The 14634-nt window shown below is 70.1% G+C and carries 14 protein-coding genes; 9 read left to right on the plus strand and 5 right to left on the minus strand.

Going from position 1 to position 14634, the window contains the following annotated elements; all coding sequences use genetic code 11:
- Positions 1-88 precede the first annotated feature (88 nt).
- Together ACIPRD_RS19325 and ACIPRD_RS19330 are read left to right on the plus strand one after the other, a co-directional pair.
- Entirely contained in the window at positions 89-559 is a 471-nt protein-coding gene (locus tag ACIPRD_RS19325) for a MerR family transcriptional regulator (protein ID WP_356397830.1), read from the plus strand.
- Positions 556-1572 carry an aldo/keto reductase gene (locus tag ACIPRD_RS19330; protein ID WP_356397833.1) on the plus strand — a complete coding sequence of 339 codons (1017 nt, stop codon included), beginning with the start codon at positions 556-558 and terminating at the stop codon, positions 1570-1572. Before ACIPRD_RS19325 ends, ACIPRD_RS19330 begins: the two co-directional genes overlap by 4 nt.
- Before the next feature lie 59 nt (positions 1573-1631).
- Here the strand turns inward: ACIPRD_RS19330 and ACIPRD_RS19335 are convergent, their stop codons facing one another.
- From ACIPRD_RS19335 to ACIPRD_RS19345, 3 genes are all read right to left on the minus strand, one after another.
- Positions 1632-2486, minus strand: a complete 855-nt coding sequence (locus tag ACIPRD_RS19335) for a DUF4429 domain-containing protein (protein WP_356397836.1) — start codon at positions 2484-2486, stop codon at positions 1632-1634.
- A gap of 66 nt (positions 2487-2552) precedes the next feature.
- Positions 2553-3773 carry an alpha/beta hydrolase gene (locus tag ACIPRD_RS19340; RefSeq protein WP_401564500.1) on the minus strand — a complete coding sequence of 407 codons (1221 nt, stop codon included), beginning with the start codon at positions 3771-3773 and terminating at the stop codon, positions 2553-2555.
- 194 nt (positions 3774-3967) lie between these two features.
- On the minus strand, positions 3968-4594 hold the full coding sequence (locus ACIPRD_RS19345; RefSeq protein ID WP_356399080.1) for a TetR family transcriptional regulator: 627 nt from the start codon (positions 4592-4594) through the stop codon (positions 3968-3970).
- Positions 4595-4732: 138 nt separating this feature from the next.
- Between ACIPRD_RS19345 and ACIPRD_RS19350 the strand changes: the two genes are divergently transcribed.
- Positions 4733-6352: an MFS transporter gene (locus ACIPRD_RS19350; RefSeq protein WP_356397840.1), complete on the plus strand. Its 1620-nt coding sequence runs from the start codon at positions 4733-4735 to the stop codon at positions 6350-6352.
- Positions 6353-6453: 101 nt separating this feature from the next.
- Positions 6454-6759 carry a small hydrophobic protein gene (locus tag ACIPRD_RS19355; RefSeq protein ID WP_401564504.1) on the plus strand — a complete coding sequence of 102 codons (306 nt, stop codon included), beginning with the start codon at positions 6454-6456 and terminating at the stop codon, positions 6757-6759.
- A gap of 90 nt (positions 6760-6849) precedes the next feature.
- Here ACIPRD_RS19355 and ACIPRD_RS19360 read toward each other — a convergent pair whose 3' ends face one another.
- Positions 6850-7590, minus strand: coding sequence for a potassium channel family protein (locus tag ACIPRD_RS19360; protein ID WP_401564507.1), 741 nt, complete (start codon positions 7588-7590; stop codon positions 6850-6852).
- 76 nt (positions 7591-7666) lie between these two features.
- The gene (aceE, locus tag ACIPRD_RS19365; protein ID WP_356397848.1) at positions 7667-10423 is read right to left on the minus strand and encodes a pyruvate dehydrogenase (acetyl-transferring), homodimeric type; all 2757 of its coding nucleotides are present in this window, start codon (positions 10421-10423) and stop codon (positions 7667-7669) included.
- A 495-nt stretch (positions 10424-10918) separates the two neighbouring features.
- On the opposite strand from aceE, the gene ACIPRD_RS19370 reads away from it, so the two are divergent.
- From ACIPRD_RS19370 to ACIPRD_RS19390, 5 genes are all read left to right on the plus strand, one after another.
- On the plus strand, positions 10919-11356 hold the full coding sequence (locus ACIPRD_RS19370; RefSeq protein ID WP_356397851.1) for a DUF3052 domain-containing protein: 438 nt from the start codon (positions 10919-10921) through the stop codon (positions 11354-11356).
- Positions 11357-11542: 186 nt separating this feature from the next.
- Positions 11543-12001, plus strand: a complete 459-nt coding sequence (locus ACIPRD_RS19375) for a peroxiredoxin (protein WP_356397854.1) — start codon at positions 11543-11545, stop codon at positions 11999-12001.
- A 140-nt stretch (positions 12002-12141) separates the two neighbouring features.
- Positions 12142-12717: a TerD family protein gene (locus tag ACIPRD_RS19380; RefSeq protein ID WP_356397857.1), complete on the plus strand. Its 576-nt coding sequence runs from the start codon at positions 12142-12144 to the stop codon at positions 12715-12717.
- A 107-nt stretch (positions 12718-12824) separates the two neighbouring features.
- Complete coding sequence (locus tag ACIPRD_RS19385) at positions 12825-13403, plus strand: TerD family protein (protein ID WP_356397860.1); 579 nt, start codon at positions 12825-12827, stop codon at positions 13401-13403.
- A 78-nt stretch (positions 13404-13481) separates the two neighbouring features.
- On the plus strand, positions 13482-14627 hold the full coding sequence (locus ACIPRD_RS19390) for a DUF475 domain-containing protein (protein WP_356397862.1): 1146 nt from the start codon (positions 13482-13484) through the stop codon (positions 14625-14627).
- Positions 14628-14634 lie beyond the last annotated feature (7 nt).

The following is a 14634-nucleotide window of genomic DNA, read 5'->3' on the forward strand; positions in this document are numbered from 1 at the left end:
GCGCCGCCGCCCCCCGGGCCGAACGGGGGCCGTTTCCGTCCGGAATCCGCTTGCCTGGAGTGCACTCGAAGGTCATAGCGTTGAGGCCATGACGGTGCTGCAGACCACCCCCACGGCCGCCCCGCAAGCCACGTCCGCCGCCGCGGACACCTGTGCCGCCCCACCCCGGCGCCACCCCCGGCCCGACGGCCGGGACCGCTACACGATCAGCGAGGTCGTCACCTTCACCGGCCTGACCGCGCACACCCTGCGCTGGTACGAGCGGATCGGCCTGATGCCGCACATCGACCGCTCGCACACCGGCCAGCGCCGCTACAGCAACCGCGACCTGGACTGGCTGGACTTCGTGACCAAGCTGCGCCTGACCGGCATGCCGGTGGCGGACATGGTCCGGTACGCCGAACTGGTGCGCGAGGGGGAGAGCACCTACACGGACCGGCAGGACCTGCTGGAGTCGACCCGCAGGGACGTGCTGGCCCGGATCGCCGAACTGCACGACACGCTCGCCGTGCTCGACCGCAAGATCAGTTTCTACGCGACGGAGGGGAACACCCGATGACGGACGGCACCATCCCGACGGTACGGCTCGGCGAAGGCGGACCGGAGGCCGGTATCCAGGGACTCGGCTGCATGGGCATGAGCTTCGGCTACGGCCCGTCGGACGCGGACGCCTCCCGGGCCGCCCTGGAGCGGGCCCTGGAGCTCGGCGTGACGCTCTACGACACGGCGGACGCGTACGGCGCCGGGGAGAACGAGCGGTTCCTCTCCCCCTTCTTCAAGGCGCACCGCGACGAGGTGGTCATCGCCACCAAGTTCGCCCTCTCCATCCCGCCGGACGACCCGGCCAAGCGGATCATCCGCAACGACGAGCCGTACATCCGCGAGGCGGTCGAGGCCAGCCTGCGGCGGCTCGACGTCGACGTGATCGACCTCTACTACATGCACCGCCGCGACGTGAACGTCCCCCTGGAGGAGACCGTCGCCGTCATGGCCGACCTGGTCCGCGAGGGCAAGGTCAAGCACCTGGGACTGAGCGAGGTCACGGCGGAGGAGCTGCGGACCGCCCACGCCGTCCACCCCATCGCCGCCGTGCAGTCCGAGTGGTCCCTGTTCAGCCGGGACATCGAGCAGCAGGTGGTCCCTGCGGTGCGCGAGCTCGGGGTGGCCCTGGTGCCGTACTCCCCGCTGGGCCGCGGCTTCCTCACCGGCTCCTTCACCGACGCCGGCACGGACCTCACCGCAGGCGACTTCCGCCGGCACCAGCCCCGCTTCACCGGCGACAACGCCTCCGCCAACGCCGCTCTGCTGGCCCCGGTCCGCGAGATCGCCGAGGCCCACGGGGCGAGCCCGGGGCAGATAGCCCTGGCCTGGGTGCACCAGCGCGCGGCCGTCCACGGCCTCGCCGTCCTCCCCATCCCGGGCACCCGCAAGCCGGGCCGGGTGGAGGAGAACGTGGCGGCCGCGTCCCTCACCCTCACGGACGAGGAACTGTCCCGTCTGGAGCCGATCGCGGCGAAGGTGGCCGGCGATCGCTACGCCGACATGAGCTTCACCTCCGCGGGCCGGGAGTAACCGCCGACGGCCGCCGGCCCGAGGGTCCGGCGGCCGTGCCGCGGCGTGCGGCACGGTGGCTACAGCTCGTCGAGCAGCCGGCTCTTCTTGGAGGAGAACTCCTCGTCGGTCACCAGCCCGGCCTGGTGCAGCTCCCCGAGATGCCGGATCCGCTCGGCGATGTCCGCCGGGTCACGCCGGGCGGGCGCCGGTGCCACCGGAACCGGACCCCGCGCGCGCAGGGCCGCCAGCACCGCCGCCGCGAACGGCAGCGACTCGTGCACCGGGCCGTACCCGAGCCCGAAGACGACGGCCGCCGGATCCTGGTCGGCCTGCACGGCCTCCGCCGGTTCGGCGGAACGCCGCAGCAGCCGCAGATGTCCTTCGAACACCTCCGGCGAGCGCCATTCCACCCCGCTCAGGTCCGTGACCGCGAAGCTCTGGTCGCCGGCCTTCCACTTCGCCGACGACGCGCCCGTCCACGACCAGCGGAACTGCACGGTGGAGCCGTCGAAGGAGGCCTTCGCGTCGTACGCCTTGAAGTGCAGCGGAGCGGCCGGCGCGTCGACCAGGTACCGCTCGGCCGGACCGGACCCGGACTCCGCCAGCAGCCCCTTCAGCTCGTCGGCGTAGTACTCGGCGAGCGTCTCGCGCTCGGCCGGCAGCACCAGCCGGTACGGATCGGAGCCCTCGGGCAGCTGCCCGGCCGCCGCGTCCATCAGCGGGTCGGCGCCGGGGCGCGGCGTGAGCCGCAGGACGACCGTGCCGCGCTTGCCCGGGCCGAGGGTCACCCCCTCCACCGCGGACAGCGGGACGCGTCTCACGCCCAGGGCCTGGAACAGCTTCGGTGTCCGGATCCCCCGTTCGTAACGGATGAGCACGGAGTCTGACTCGAACTCCCAGACGGCATGAAAACCCGCCAGTACGTCACCCATGCGGCTCATCGTATGCGGCACCCGCTCCTCCGTCGCCACCCGAGCAGACCGCACTTCCTGCTGTTTCTACGCGCGTCCGGCGGGAGCCGCGTCCGGCACACCGGTCCGGCACGAGTCTTCGTCCCGGGCGCACGTCACCGCGCCGAACGCGCCCACGCCGATGTCGGCGAGGTTGCGCAGGCTGTCCGTGCCCGGCTGGAAGTAGCCGCTGTGCCCTTGGGCGTCGTGCGCCGACAGCACCCGCGCGCCGAACGCCGGGGACACCGGGTCGGCACCGTGCCCGAGCCCGCCCACCTCCAGGTACGGCACGTCCTGCACCCAGTCGGACGCGTCGCGCATCGCCCACAGGCGGGCGGAGGTGCGCAGGTGCGCCGCCTTCGCGACCCGCATGCCGGGGCTCGCGGCCACCGCTATGTCACTGACCCGCCCCGGCATGCCGGGCGCGGCGACCCCGCAGAGCACGGAACCGTAGCTGTGGCAGAACATCGACACCGGCGCCCGGCCGGGCAGGCCGCGCAGCAGCGCGTTCAGCCGTACGGCGCCGTCCTCGGCGCGCATCGCGGTGGCCGCGTCCACGCCGAGCCCGTCGGGGGAGGTGTAGTCGGCCCAGGCGATCACGGCCGTCCGGGCCGTGGGCGCGGCCTGCCGCTCGGCGGCGTAGAGCGCCTTCGCCATGCCCACCGGCGCGGTGTACTCGCGGCTCGTCCGCTCGAAGGTGAGCAGGTCGGTGTCCACACCGGGGACGACGACGGAGATCCGCTGCGCCCGGTCGAGGTCGCCGAACACCTCGGCGACCCGGCCCGAGCCCCCGGGGTCGAAGGCCAGGATGTGCCGGCCGGGGTGCATGAGCGCCTCGTAGCGCTGCATACGGCGCCTGGCGTCCTGCTGGCCCGCCGTGCTGAGCCGGCTGTCGTGCACACGCTCCCGCTCGACGTCACGGGCCTGTTCCAGCGCGATGCGGTTGGCGCGGTAGCGCAGGGGAGTGGGGGCGCCGTTCATGTTGCCGACCGCGAGCGGGTAGCGGTGGGCGAGACCGCGGCGCTCGCGCGGGGTGAGCGAGGAGAAGAAGCGGGAGAGCTCGGCCGGTGAGGCCTTCGGATCCGGCAGGCGCGGGCCGCCGCGGATGCTGCCGTGCTCCCACTCCGAGAGGGAGGACTGCATCGCGGTCGAGTCCCGGTGCGTGCGCAGGGCGGTCCAGCCGGTCGTCGCGAGCATCATGAACACGACGGCCAGCGCCAGCGTCGCGCGCCAGACGAGGAGCTGCGGGGAGGTGCGGAAGGGAATCACTGGGAGGACACACTAGGAGAACGGGAGGGTCTCGGGGGTACCGAGTGACAGGTATCACGTTTCGTCGACGAATGGACGATCTACAGGCGGTCGTCCGTCGAGGTGCCAACGATTTCAGGTGCCGGTCCGGTTCCCGGTCAGGCGGCGCGCACATTCTCGGACGCGGCGCGTCCGCGCCCCCCGGACGGGTCCGCTCAGGAGGTGCGCCAGGGCCCGGTGAGCGCGGGTCCCACCTGGTCGAGGTACGACGCGGTGAGCGCGCGGATCGCCTCCAGGCTGAAGTCGTCCCCCGTGCTCCACCGGCGTTCGGTGACCCTTATCACCCCGCAGAAGACGGCCATGGCCAGCCGCGGCCGGGGGTCGGTGTCCACGTCGACGCCCTCCCGTTCGGCGAGCAGCCGCGCGATGGTCTCCTCGGTCGCCGCGGACCGGCGCAGATGGGCGGCGAGCAGCGCCGGCGTCGACTCGATCGTGCGGTACATGCGCAGGTACAGCTCGACCGGAACGGCCGATTCGACCGTCTCCCGGATCGCGTCCCAGCCCTCCAGCACCGCCTGCCGCAGCGCCTGCATCGGCGCCTCCCCGGCGGGCCGTGCCCGCACCGCCGCGACGAAGTGCGCCTCGGTCATCTCCTGGACGGCGAAGGCGGCGTCCTCCTTGCCCGCGAAGTAGCGGAAGAAGGTGCGCTGCGAGACGTCCACCGCCTCGGCGATCTCGTCGACCGTCGTGCGCTCGTACCCCTGCGTGGTGAACAGTTCGAGGGCGGCCAGCAGCAGCGCCTCACGCGTACGCCGCTTCTTGCGCTCGCGCAGCGACTCCATGACCTCGTCCATCACTGTCCGTCTCTTTCTCTTCCCGTGAACATACGCCCGATTCGGGACCGGGTGCGTACGACATGTCAGTTACCGACTAGTGAATTCCGTTGTCAACTGTCAGCGACTGTCACTAGCCTCGAACGCATGACTGGTCAGACCACCATCGACACGACGGGGCCGGGGGACGGGGCGGCGACGGCCTCTCCGGCACCGGCTCCGGCCGCCGGACTGCGCGGCCATCCCTGGTTCACCCTCATCACCGTCGCCGTGGGCGTCATGATGGTCGCCCTCGACGGCACCATCGTGGCCATCGCCAACCCGGCCATCGCCGACGACCTGCACGCGAGCTTCTCCGACGTGCAGTGGATCACCAACGCCTACTTCCTCGCCCTCGCGGTCTCCCTGATCACCGCGGGCAAGCTCGGTGACCGCTTCGGCCACCGGCAGACCTTCCTCATCGGCGTCACCGGCTTCGCCCTCGCCTCCGGCGCCATCGGGCTGTCCGACAGCATCCCGATGGTCGTGACCTTCCGGGTCTTCCAGGGCCTGTTCGGCGCGCTGCTGATGCCGGCCGCGCTCGGCCTGCTGCGGGCCACCTTCCCGGCCGAGAAGCTCAACATGGCGATCGGCATCTGGGGCATGGTCATCGGCGCCTCCACCGCGGGCGGCCCGATCCTCGGCGGCGTGCTGGTCCAGCACGTCAACTGGCAGTCGGTGTTCTTCATCAACGTGCCCGTCGGCCTGCTCGCCCTCGTCCTCGGCCTGCTGATCCTGCGCGACCACCGCGCCGAGAACGCGCCGCGCTCCTTCGACCTCCCCGGCATCGCGCTGCTGTCCGGCGCGATGTTCTGCCTGGTCTGGGCCCTCATCAAGGCGCCGGCCTGGGGCTGGGGCGACGGCATGACCTGGACGTTCATCGCCGCCTCCGCGCTGCTCTTCGGCCTGTTCGCGGTCTGGGAGACCAGGGTCGGCGAGCCGCTGATCCCGCTGGCGCTGTTCCGCTCGGTGCCGCTGTCCGCGGGTGTCGTCCTGATGGTCCTCATGGCCATCGCCTTCATGGGCGGCCTGTTCTTCGTGACCTTCTACCTCCAGAAGGTCCACGGGCTCAGCCCCGTCGACGCCGGACTGCATCTGCTGCCGCTCACCGGCATGATGATCGTCGGCTCCCCGCTGGCCGGCGCGCTGATCACCAAGCTCGGCCCGCGCATCCCGCTCGCCTCCGGCATGATCCTCACCGCGGCCGCGATGTACGGCATGTCGACGCTGAAGGCCGACACCGGCAGCGGCGTGATGTCGGTCTGGTTCGCCATGCTCGGCCTCGGCCTCGCACCCGTGATGGTCGGCGCCACCGAGGTCATCGTCGGCAACGCCCCCATGGAGCTGTCCGGTGTGGCGGGCGGCCTCCAGCAGGCGGCCATGCAGATCGGCGGCAGCCTCGGCACGGCGGTGCTGGGTGCCGTGATGGCCTCCAAGGTCGACAACGACCTGGCGGGCAACTGGACCGGCGCCGGTCTGCCGAAGCTGACGCCGTCCCAGCTGGACCAGGTCTCCCAGGCCGTCCAGGTGGGTGTGGCCCCGGTGCCGAAGGGGGCGCCCGCTCCCATCGCCGCGAAGATCACCGAGGTCGCCCACGACACCTTCATCTCCGGCATGAGCCTCGCCTGCCTGGTCGCGGCGGGCGTCGCCGCGGTCGCCGTGTTCGTCGCCCTGCTCACCAAGCGCGGCGAGAACGCGGAGGCCGGCGCGGGCGTGGGCCACATCTGAGGTCCGCCGCGACGGGAAGCCGTCCGGGGGGCCTGCCCCGCGGAAACCGGGGTACCCGAGCTACCGAAGCCGAACTGTCCGGAAACATCGAGGAGTTGATGATGGCGGTCTTCGGGAACGGCACGCGCGGGTACCCCCGGTCACGCGGCCGGACATGGCAGCGGACCGGGCCGGACCGTGCGACGCTCGGCATCATCGGCGCCATCTGCGCGGTGGCCGGCTTCTTCGTGCTGGGCATCGTCCTCGGCCCCGTCGCGATGTTCTGCGGCTGGCGGTCCATGGGCGGGAAGTGGGCCTCGGCCGGCTCCGTCCCCGCCCTGGTGGCCCTGGTCCTCGGGGCCATCGACACCCTGCTGGCCCTCGTCGCCCTCGTGGGCATGACGGCCTGGAGCAACGGGATCCTCTGACAGGGTCCGCTGCGGCCGCCCCCCGGTGCCCCAGGGCCCGGGGGGGCGCGGCCCGTGCGAGCCCGCCCCCGTCCCCCCGGTGACGTGCCGTCACCGCGGCTGCTCCTCGCGGGACGCCAGGCGGGCCACCTCCGCCCGCAGCAGCCGCACCTCGTCGGCCAGTCGGGTGATCGCCTCGGTCTGCCGCCGCTCCTCGTCGTCGTCCTTGTCGAACCGCGCGATGAACCACGCGGCGATGTTCGCGGTCACCACGCCGAGGAGCGCGATCCCGGACAGCATCAGACCGACCGCGATCATCCGCCCCAGCCCCGTCGTCGGCGCGTGATCGCCGTATCCGACGGTGGTCATCGTCGTGAACGACCACCACACCGCGTCACCCAGTGTCCGGATGTTCCCGTCCGGCGACTGCCGTTCCACGGACAGCACGGCCAGCGAGCCGAACATCAGCAGCCCGATCACCGAGCCCACCACGTACGTGGTGAGCCGGATCTGCGGAGCCATCCGCGCCCGCCGCCCCACCAGCAGCAGTGTCGACACCAGCCGCAGCAGCCGCAGCGGCTGGAGCACCGGCAGCACCACCGCGCACAGGTCGGGCCAGTGCCCGCGGACGAACTCCCGGCGCCGGTCGGAGAGCGCCAGCCGCATCAGGTAGTCCACGGCGAACGCCGCCCACACCACCCACTCCACCCCGGTGCACCAGGCCGTCACCGAGGGGCTCGCGGAACTCCGCACGATGGGCACGGCGTACGCGACGGCGAAGGCCACCGCCAGCGCGAGCAAGGGCCGTTGAGTGTGCCGTTCCCACCGCTTCTGCGCGGAATGTTCCTCCATGTCCGCATGGTAAAGAAAAAGTAAGGGCGGTGGAGCCGAACCCCACCGCCCTCACCCGCATGACACCCGGCGGCCGCTACGCGTCGCCGCCCGCGGCTCCCGGATGCGCCGCGCCGACGTCCAGCAGCTGGTAGCGGTCGACGGCCTGCTTCAGGGCCGAGCGGTCGACCTTGCCCTCCTTGGCCAGCTCGGTCAGCACCGCGACCACGATCGACTGCGCGTCGATGTGGAAGAACCGCCGCGCCGCGCCCCGCGTGTCCGCGAAGCCGAACCCGTCCGCGCCCAGCGACTGGTAGGGCCCCGGCACCCAGCGCGCGATCTGGTCCGGAACCGACCGCATCCAGTCGGACACGGCCACGAACGGACCCTCGGCCCCGCCCAGCTTCCGGGTCACGTACGGCACCCGCTGCTCCTCCTCCGGGTGCAGCAGGTTGTGCTCCTCGCAGGCCACGGCCTCGCGGCGCAGTTCGTTCCAGGAGGTCGCGGACCAGACGTCCGCCCTGACGTCCCACTCCTCGGCGAGGATCCGCTGCGCCTCCAGCGCCCACGGCACCGCGACGCCGGACGCCATGATCTGCGCCGGGATCGCGCCCCGGGTCCCCTCCGAGATCCGGTGCACGCCCTTGAGGATGCCCTCGACGTCCACGTCCGCCGGTTCGGCCGGGTGCTGGATGGGCTCGTTGTAGACGGTGAGGTAGTAGAAGACGTCCTCGCCGTGCGGGTGCCCGGGGTTGTCGGCCTCGCCGCCGTACATGCGGCGCAGCCCGTCCTGCACGATGTGCGCGATCTCGTACGCGTACGCCGGGTCGTAGGCCACGCACGCCGGGTTGGTCGAGGCGAGCAGCTGCGAGTGGCCGTCCGCGTGCTGGAGGCCCTCACCGGTCAGCGTCGTACGGCCGGCGGTCGCGCCCAGCACGAATCCGCGCGACAGCTGGTCGGCCATCTGCCAGAACTGGTCGCCGGTGCGCTGGAAACCGAACATCGAGTAGAAGACGTACACCGGGATCAGCGGCTCGCCGTGCGTCGCGTACGCCGAGCCGGCCGCGATCAGCGAGGCCGTGCAGCCCGCCTCCGAGATGCCGTCGTGCAGCATCTGACCCGTCGGCGACTCCTTGTACGCGAGCAGCAGATCGCGGTCGACCGCCTCGTACTGCTGGCCGAGCGGGTTGTAGATCTTCGCGCTCGGGAAGAACGAGTCCATGCCGAACGTGCGGTACTCGTCGGGCGCGATCAGCACGAACCTCTTGCCGATCTCCTTGTCCCGCATGAGGTCCTTCAGCAGCCGGACGAACGCCATCGTCGTCGCGATGGACTGCTGACCGGAGCCCTTCTTCACACCCGCGTACGTCTTGTCGTCCGGCAGCGGGAGCGGCTTCGCGCGCAGGACGCGCGTCGGGACGTACCCGCCGTGCGACTTGCGCCGGTCGTGCATGTACTGGATCTCCTCCGAGTCCCGGCCCGGGTGGTAGTACGGCGGCGCGCCGGACTCCAGCTCCCGGTCGGAGATCGGCAGGTGCAGACGGTCCCGGAAGCGCTTGAGGTCGTCGACCGTCAGCTTCTTCATCTGGTGCGTGGCGTTGCGGCCCTCGAAGTTCGGGCCCAGCGTCCAGCCCTTGATGGTCTTGGCGAGGATCACCGTCGGCTGGCCCTTGTGCGCCTTGGCCGCCGACATCGCCGCGAAGATCTTCCGGTGGTCGTGTCCGCCGCGGCCCAGGTGCAGGATCTGGTCGTCGGTCATGTTCTGGACCATCGCGCGCAGCCGGTGGTCGTCGCCGAAGAAGTGCTCGCGGATGTAGGCACCGGACTCGGTGGCGTAGGTCTGGAACTGGCCGTCCGGGGTGATGTTCATCTTGTTGACCAGCACGCCGTCGCGGTCCTGGGCCAGCAGCGGGTCCCAGCTGCGGTCCCAGACCAGCTTGATCACGTTCCAGCCGGCGCCCCGGAAGACGGACTCCAGCTCCTGGATGATCTTCCCGTTGCCGCGCACCGGGCCGTCGAGCCGCTGGAGGTTGCAGTTGACCACGAAGGTCAGGTTGTCCAGGCCCTCGCGCGCGGCGATGGACAGCTGGCCGAGGGACTCCGGCTCGTCCATCTCGCCGTCGCCGAGGAACGCCCACACGTGCGACGCCGAGGTGTCGGCGATGCCGCGCGCCTCCATGTAGCGGTTCATCCGGGCCTGGTAGATCGCGCCGAGGGGGCCGAGGCCCATGGAGACGGTCGGGAACTCCCAGAAGTCGGGCATCGAGCGCGGGTGGGGGTAGCTGGAGAGCCCGTCGGGATACTTCGACTTCTCCTGGCGGAAGCCGTCGAGCTGGTTCTCCGAGAGCCGGTCGAGCAGGAACGCGCGGGCGTAGATGCCGGGCGAGGCGTGCCCCTGGAAGAAGACCTGGTCCCCGCCGTCGCCCCCGTCCTTGCCGCGGAAGAAGTGGTTGAAGCCCACGTCGTACAGCGACGCGGAGGAGGCGAAGGTGGCGATGTGGCCGCCCACGCCGATACCGGGCCGCTGGGCCCGCGAGACCATCACGGCCGCGTTCCAGCGGGTCGCGTTGAGGATCCTGCGCTCGATCTCCTCGTTGCCCGGGAAGAACGGCTCGCTCTTGGTGGGGATGGTGTTGACGTAGTCCGTGCTGCGCATCTCGGGCACGGCCACGCGCTTCTCGCGGGCCCGCTCGATCAGGCGGAGCATGAGATAGCGGGCCCGCTCCCGGCCGCGTTCGTCGACGGCGGCGTCGAGCGAGTCGAGCCACTCCTGGGTTTCCTCGGGGTCGAAGTCAGGAACCTGACTCGGAAGGCCGCCAATGATGATCGGGTTGCGATCGGATCCGGAAACCACGCTGTTCCTTACCTTTCGGGGGGCCGCTTGTTCTCTCGTGCCTGCACCGCTCCCCATCGTGTACCTCGGGGCGGCGCCCGTCACGTCTACCGGTACGTTTGCCCCGTTACACCTGCCGGCACATCCACCGATGCGCCGGGCGGAGCGTCCAGCCGTGCGCCCCGTCCGTGCCGCGTGCGTCCACGCCGTCCCCTTCGTCCCCCGGTCAAAACGCAACGATACGCCCGGGGCGTGACGGGCATGGCAAAGTTGTTCGAGCAACGTATCGACGGATGATTCCGAACCGTGCATTCCGGGCACATCGGTGTGATGTGGTTCCCGGGGAATCGGGATACGGTGCCAGAAGTTGCGGCGACACGGCCAGGATCGTCACCGTTTCGGCGGTCAGGACGGCCGGGTACTTGCGCGATCCGTCCCGCCCGTGTGGACTACGGCCAATGCTTCGCGTACGCGCGTGGCTGAGACATTCACCAAAACATGATCAGGAGGCAACCCGTGAGCGCGACCGCGGACCACGCGGAGGAGCGGACGAACCCTGCCGCCAGGCTGGGGTTCCAGCCCGGGCAGGTGGTCCAGGAGATCGGCTACGACGACGACGTCGATCAGGAACTCCGCGAGGCCATCGAGGAAGTCATCGGGACCGACCTCATGGATGAGGAGTACGACGACGTAGCCGACGCCGTTGTGCTGTGGTTCCGTGACGACGACGGAGACCTCACGGATGCGCTGGTGGATGCCACCACGTACATCGAAGAGGGCGGCGCCATCCTGCTTCTCACGCCGAAGACCGGCCGTGCGGGGTACGTGGAGCCGAGCGACATCTCGGAAGCCGCGACGACCGCCGGCCTGACCGCCTCCAAGAGCGTCAGCGTCGGCAAGGACTGGAGCGGCAGCCGTCTGGCGACGCCGAAGGCGGCCAAGTCCAAGAAGTGACCGTGTGCCGCGCAGGCCGCCCGGGGCTGCTCCCGCAGACTCCCGGACGGCCCGCGGCCCGGTCGTGACGCCGGACGGGCCGGGTTCGCCCGGCCCGTCCGATGCCCCGCGGTGATCGCTGCGTAGGGTGGTTCCGAGCGCTTGCCGCGCTCTCACCCGAACGGTCCACCGAAGGGAAGCACGACGATGGCGATCCAGGTCGGCGACAAGGCGCCCGACTTCGAGCTCAAGGACAACCACGGCCGCACCGTGAAGCTCTCCGACTTCCGCGGCGAGAAGAACGTGGTGCTGCTCTTCTACCCGTTCGCCTTCACCGGTGTGTGCACCGGCGAGCTGTGCGAGCTGCGCGACAACCTGCCGAAGTTCGAGGACCGCGACACCCAGGTGCTCGCCGTCTCCAACGACTCCATCCACACCCTGCGCGTCTTCGCCGAGCAGGAGGGCCTGGAGTACCCGCTGCTGAGCGACTTCTGGCCGCACGGCAACGTCTCCCGCGCCTACGGCGTCTTCGACGAGGAGAAGGGTCTCGCCAACCGCGGCACGTTCGTCATCGACAAGGACGGCATCGTGCGCTGGACCGTGCTCAACGCTCTGATGGACGCGCGCGACCTCGACGGCTACGTCAAGGCGCTCGACACCATCTGAGCGCACCCCTGGGCCGCCGGGCGTGAATCGCCCGGTTCCAGGGTCTGCGGGGGCGGGAACCCGTCACTAGGATCGGCACGTTGATCCCATATCCGAAGCACTACGGGGCTTCCCGCCCCTGGACACCACATGGAGGACCCGTGGGAGTCAGCCTCAGCAAGGGCGGCAACGTATCGCTGACGAAGGAGGCCCCGGGCCTGACCGCCGTCATCGTCGGCCTCGGATGGGACGTGCGTTCCACCACCGGCACCGACTTCGACCTGGACGCCAGCGCGCTGCTGCTGAACAACGCCGGCAAGGTCGCGAGCGACCAGCACTTCGTCTTCTTCAACAACCTCAAGAGCCCGGACGGCTCCGTCGAGCACACCGGAGACAACCTCACCGGTGAGGGCGAGGGCGACGACGAGCAGATCAAGGTCGACCTGTCCGGGGTCCCGGCCGACGTGGAGAAGATCGTCTTCCCGGTCTCGATCTACGACGCCGAGAACCGCCAGCAGTCCTTCGGCCAGGTCCGCAACGCCTTCATCCGTGTGGTCAACCAGGCCGGCGGCCAGGAGATCGCCCGCTACGACCTGAGCGAGGACGCCTCCACCGAGACCGCCATGGTCTTCGGCGAGCTGTACCGGCACGGCGCCGAGTGGAAGTTCCGCGCCATCGGCCAGGGCTACGCCTCCGGTCTGCGCGGCATCGCCCAGGACTTCGGCGTCAACGTCTGACACGTCCGGCCACACCGCCGTACCCGCGCATCCGGCGCCGCACCGTTTACGGGCGGCGCCGGACGCGCAGAGAACCAGGGAAGCTTCATCAGGGGAGGACCAGCAGCATGGGCGTCACGCTAGCCAAGGGAGGAAACGTCTCCCTGTCGAAGGCCGCACCGAACCTCACCAACGTCCTGATCGGGCTCGGCTGGGACGCCAGGTCCACCACCGGCGCCCCCTTCGACCTCGACGCCAGTGCCCTGCTGTGCGGCGCCGGGAACCGGGTGATGGGCGACGAGTGGTTCGTGTTCTACAACCAGCTCACGAGCCCGGACGGCTCGGTGGAGCACACCGGAGACAACCTCACCGGTGAGGGCGAGGGCGACGACGAGTCGATCCTGGTGGACCTGCCCCGGGTGCCGGCGCAGTGCGAGAAGATCATCTTTCCCGTCTCGATCCACATGGCCGACGAGCGCGCCCAGACCTTCGGACAGGTCTCCAACGCCTTCATCCGGGTGGTCAACCAGGCCGACGGCCAGGAACTGGCCCGCTACGACCTGAGCGAGGACGCCTCCACCGAGACGGCCATGATCTTCGGCGAGCTCTACCGCTACCAGGGCGAATGGAAGTTCCGGGCGGTGGGCCAGGGGTACGCGTCCGGTCTGCGCGGCATCGCTCTAGACTTCGGAGTCAATGTTTCGTAAAAAGTCGGGTACGACGCGGGGGAGATCCTCCCCGGGACCGCGTCCGGGAGGGACCCGCACCACACGATGGGGTAGCCAGTGCTTCTGAAAACCTTCGGCTGGTCGTTCGCGGTCACCGCGATCGGCCTGGTCGCGGCGGTCTTCTACGGGGGGTGGAAGGCCTTCGGTATCGTGGCGATCCTTTCCATTCTCGAGATCTCGCTGTCGTTCGACAACGCGGTGGTCAACGCCGGAATCCTGAAGAAGATGAACGCCTTCTGGCAGAAGATCTTCCTCACGGTCGGCGTGCTCATCGCGGTCTTCGGCATGCGGCTGGTCTTCCCCGTCGTCATCGTCGCGATCACCGCCAAGATCGGCCCGATCGACGCGGTCGACCTCGCGCTCAACAACAAGGACCAGTACCAGCAGCTGGTCACCGACGCCCACCCGGCGATCGCCGCGTTCGGTGGCATGTTCCTGCTGATGATCTTCCTGGACTTCATCTTCGAGGACCGGGACATCCAGTGGCTGCGCTGGATCGAGCGGCCCCTGGCCAAGCTCGGCAAGGTCGACATGCTGTCGGTCTGCATCGCCCTGATCGTCCTGCTGATCACGTCCTTCACCTTCGCCACCCACGCCCACCAGCACGGCGGCGCCCATGTCGACAAGGCGCAGACGGTCCTCATCGCCGGCATCGCCGGCCTGATCACGTACATGATCGTCGGCGGGCTCTCCGGGTTCTTCGAGGACAAGCTGGAGGAAGAGGAGGAGCGCGAGCACGAGCAGGAGGAGGAGGCCGCCCGCACCGGCAAGAAGCGCCCCGCGGTGGTCCTGGCCGGTCAGGCCGCGTTCTTCATGTTCCTCTACCTCGAGGTCCTGGACGCGTCCTTCTCCTTCGACGGCGTCATCGGCGCCTTCGCCATCACCAACGACATCGTCCTGATGGCGCTGGGCCTCGGCATCGGCGCGATGTACGTCCGCTCGCTCACCGTCTACCTGGTCCGCCAGGGCACCCTGGACGACTACGTCTTCCTGGAGCACGGCGCCCACTACGCGATCGGCGCCCTGGCCGTGATCCTCATGGTCACCATCCAGTACGAGATCAACGAGGTCATCACGGGTCTCGTCGGCGTCGTCCTGATCGCCTGGTCCTTCTGGTCCTCGGTCCGCCGCAACCGCGCGCTCGCGGCCGCGGAGGGCGAGGCGGGCTCGGACGAGAAGACCGAGATCCCCTCCGGGGTCTGACACGCCT

Source organism: Streptomyces sp. NPDC090108, from assembly GCF_044747185.1.
Lineage (GTDB): Bacteria > Actinomycetota > Actinomycetes > Streptomycetales > Streptomycetaceae > Streptomyces.

What these genes read in the sequence shown, in the direction of transcription:
- ACIPRD_RS19325 (WP_356397830.1), top strand. Translation starts at nt 89, where the DNA reads ATGACGGTGCTGCAGACCACCCCCACGGCCGCCCCGCAAGCCACGTCC.
- ACIPRD_RS19330 (WP_356397833.1), top strand. Translation starts at nt 556, where the DNA reads ATGACGGACGGCACCATCCCGACGGTACGGCTCGGCGAAGGCGGACCG.
- ACIPRD_RS19335 (WP_356397836.1), bottom strand. Translation starts at nt 2,486, where the DNA reads ATGGGTGACGTACTGGCGGGTTTTCATGCCGTCTGGGAGTTCGAGTCA.
- ACIPRD_RS19345 (WP_356399080.1), bottom strand. Translation starts at nt 4,594, where the DNA reads ATGGAGTCGCTGCGCGAGCGCAAGAAGCGGCGTACGCGTGAGGCGCTG.
- ACIPRD_RS19350 (WP_356397840.1), top strand. Translation starts at nt 4,733, where the DNA reads ATGACTGGTCAGACCACCATCGACACGACGGGGCCGGGGGACGGGGCG.
- ACIPRD_RS19355 (WP_401564504.1), top strand. Translation starts at nt 6,454, where the DNA reads ATGGCGGTCTTCGGGAACGGCACGCGCGGGTACCCCCGGTCACGCGGC.
- ACIPRD_RS19360 (WP_401564507.1), bottom strand. Translation starts at nt 7,590, where the DNA reads ATGGAGGAACATTCCGCGCAGAAGCGGTGGGAACGGCACACTCAACGG.
- ACIPRD_RS19375 (WP_356397854.1), top strand. Translation starts at nt 11,543, where the DNA reads ATGGCGATCCAGGTCGGCGACAAGGCGCCCGACTTCGAGCTCAAGGAC.
- ACIPRD_RS19385 (WP_356397860.1), top strand. Translation starts at nt 12,825, where the DNA reads ATGGGCGTCACGCTAGCCAAGGGAGGAAACGTCTCCCTGTCGAAGGCC.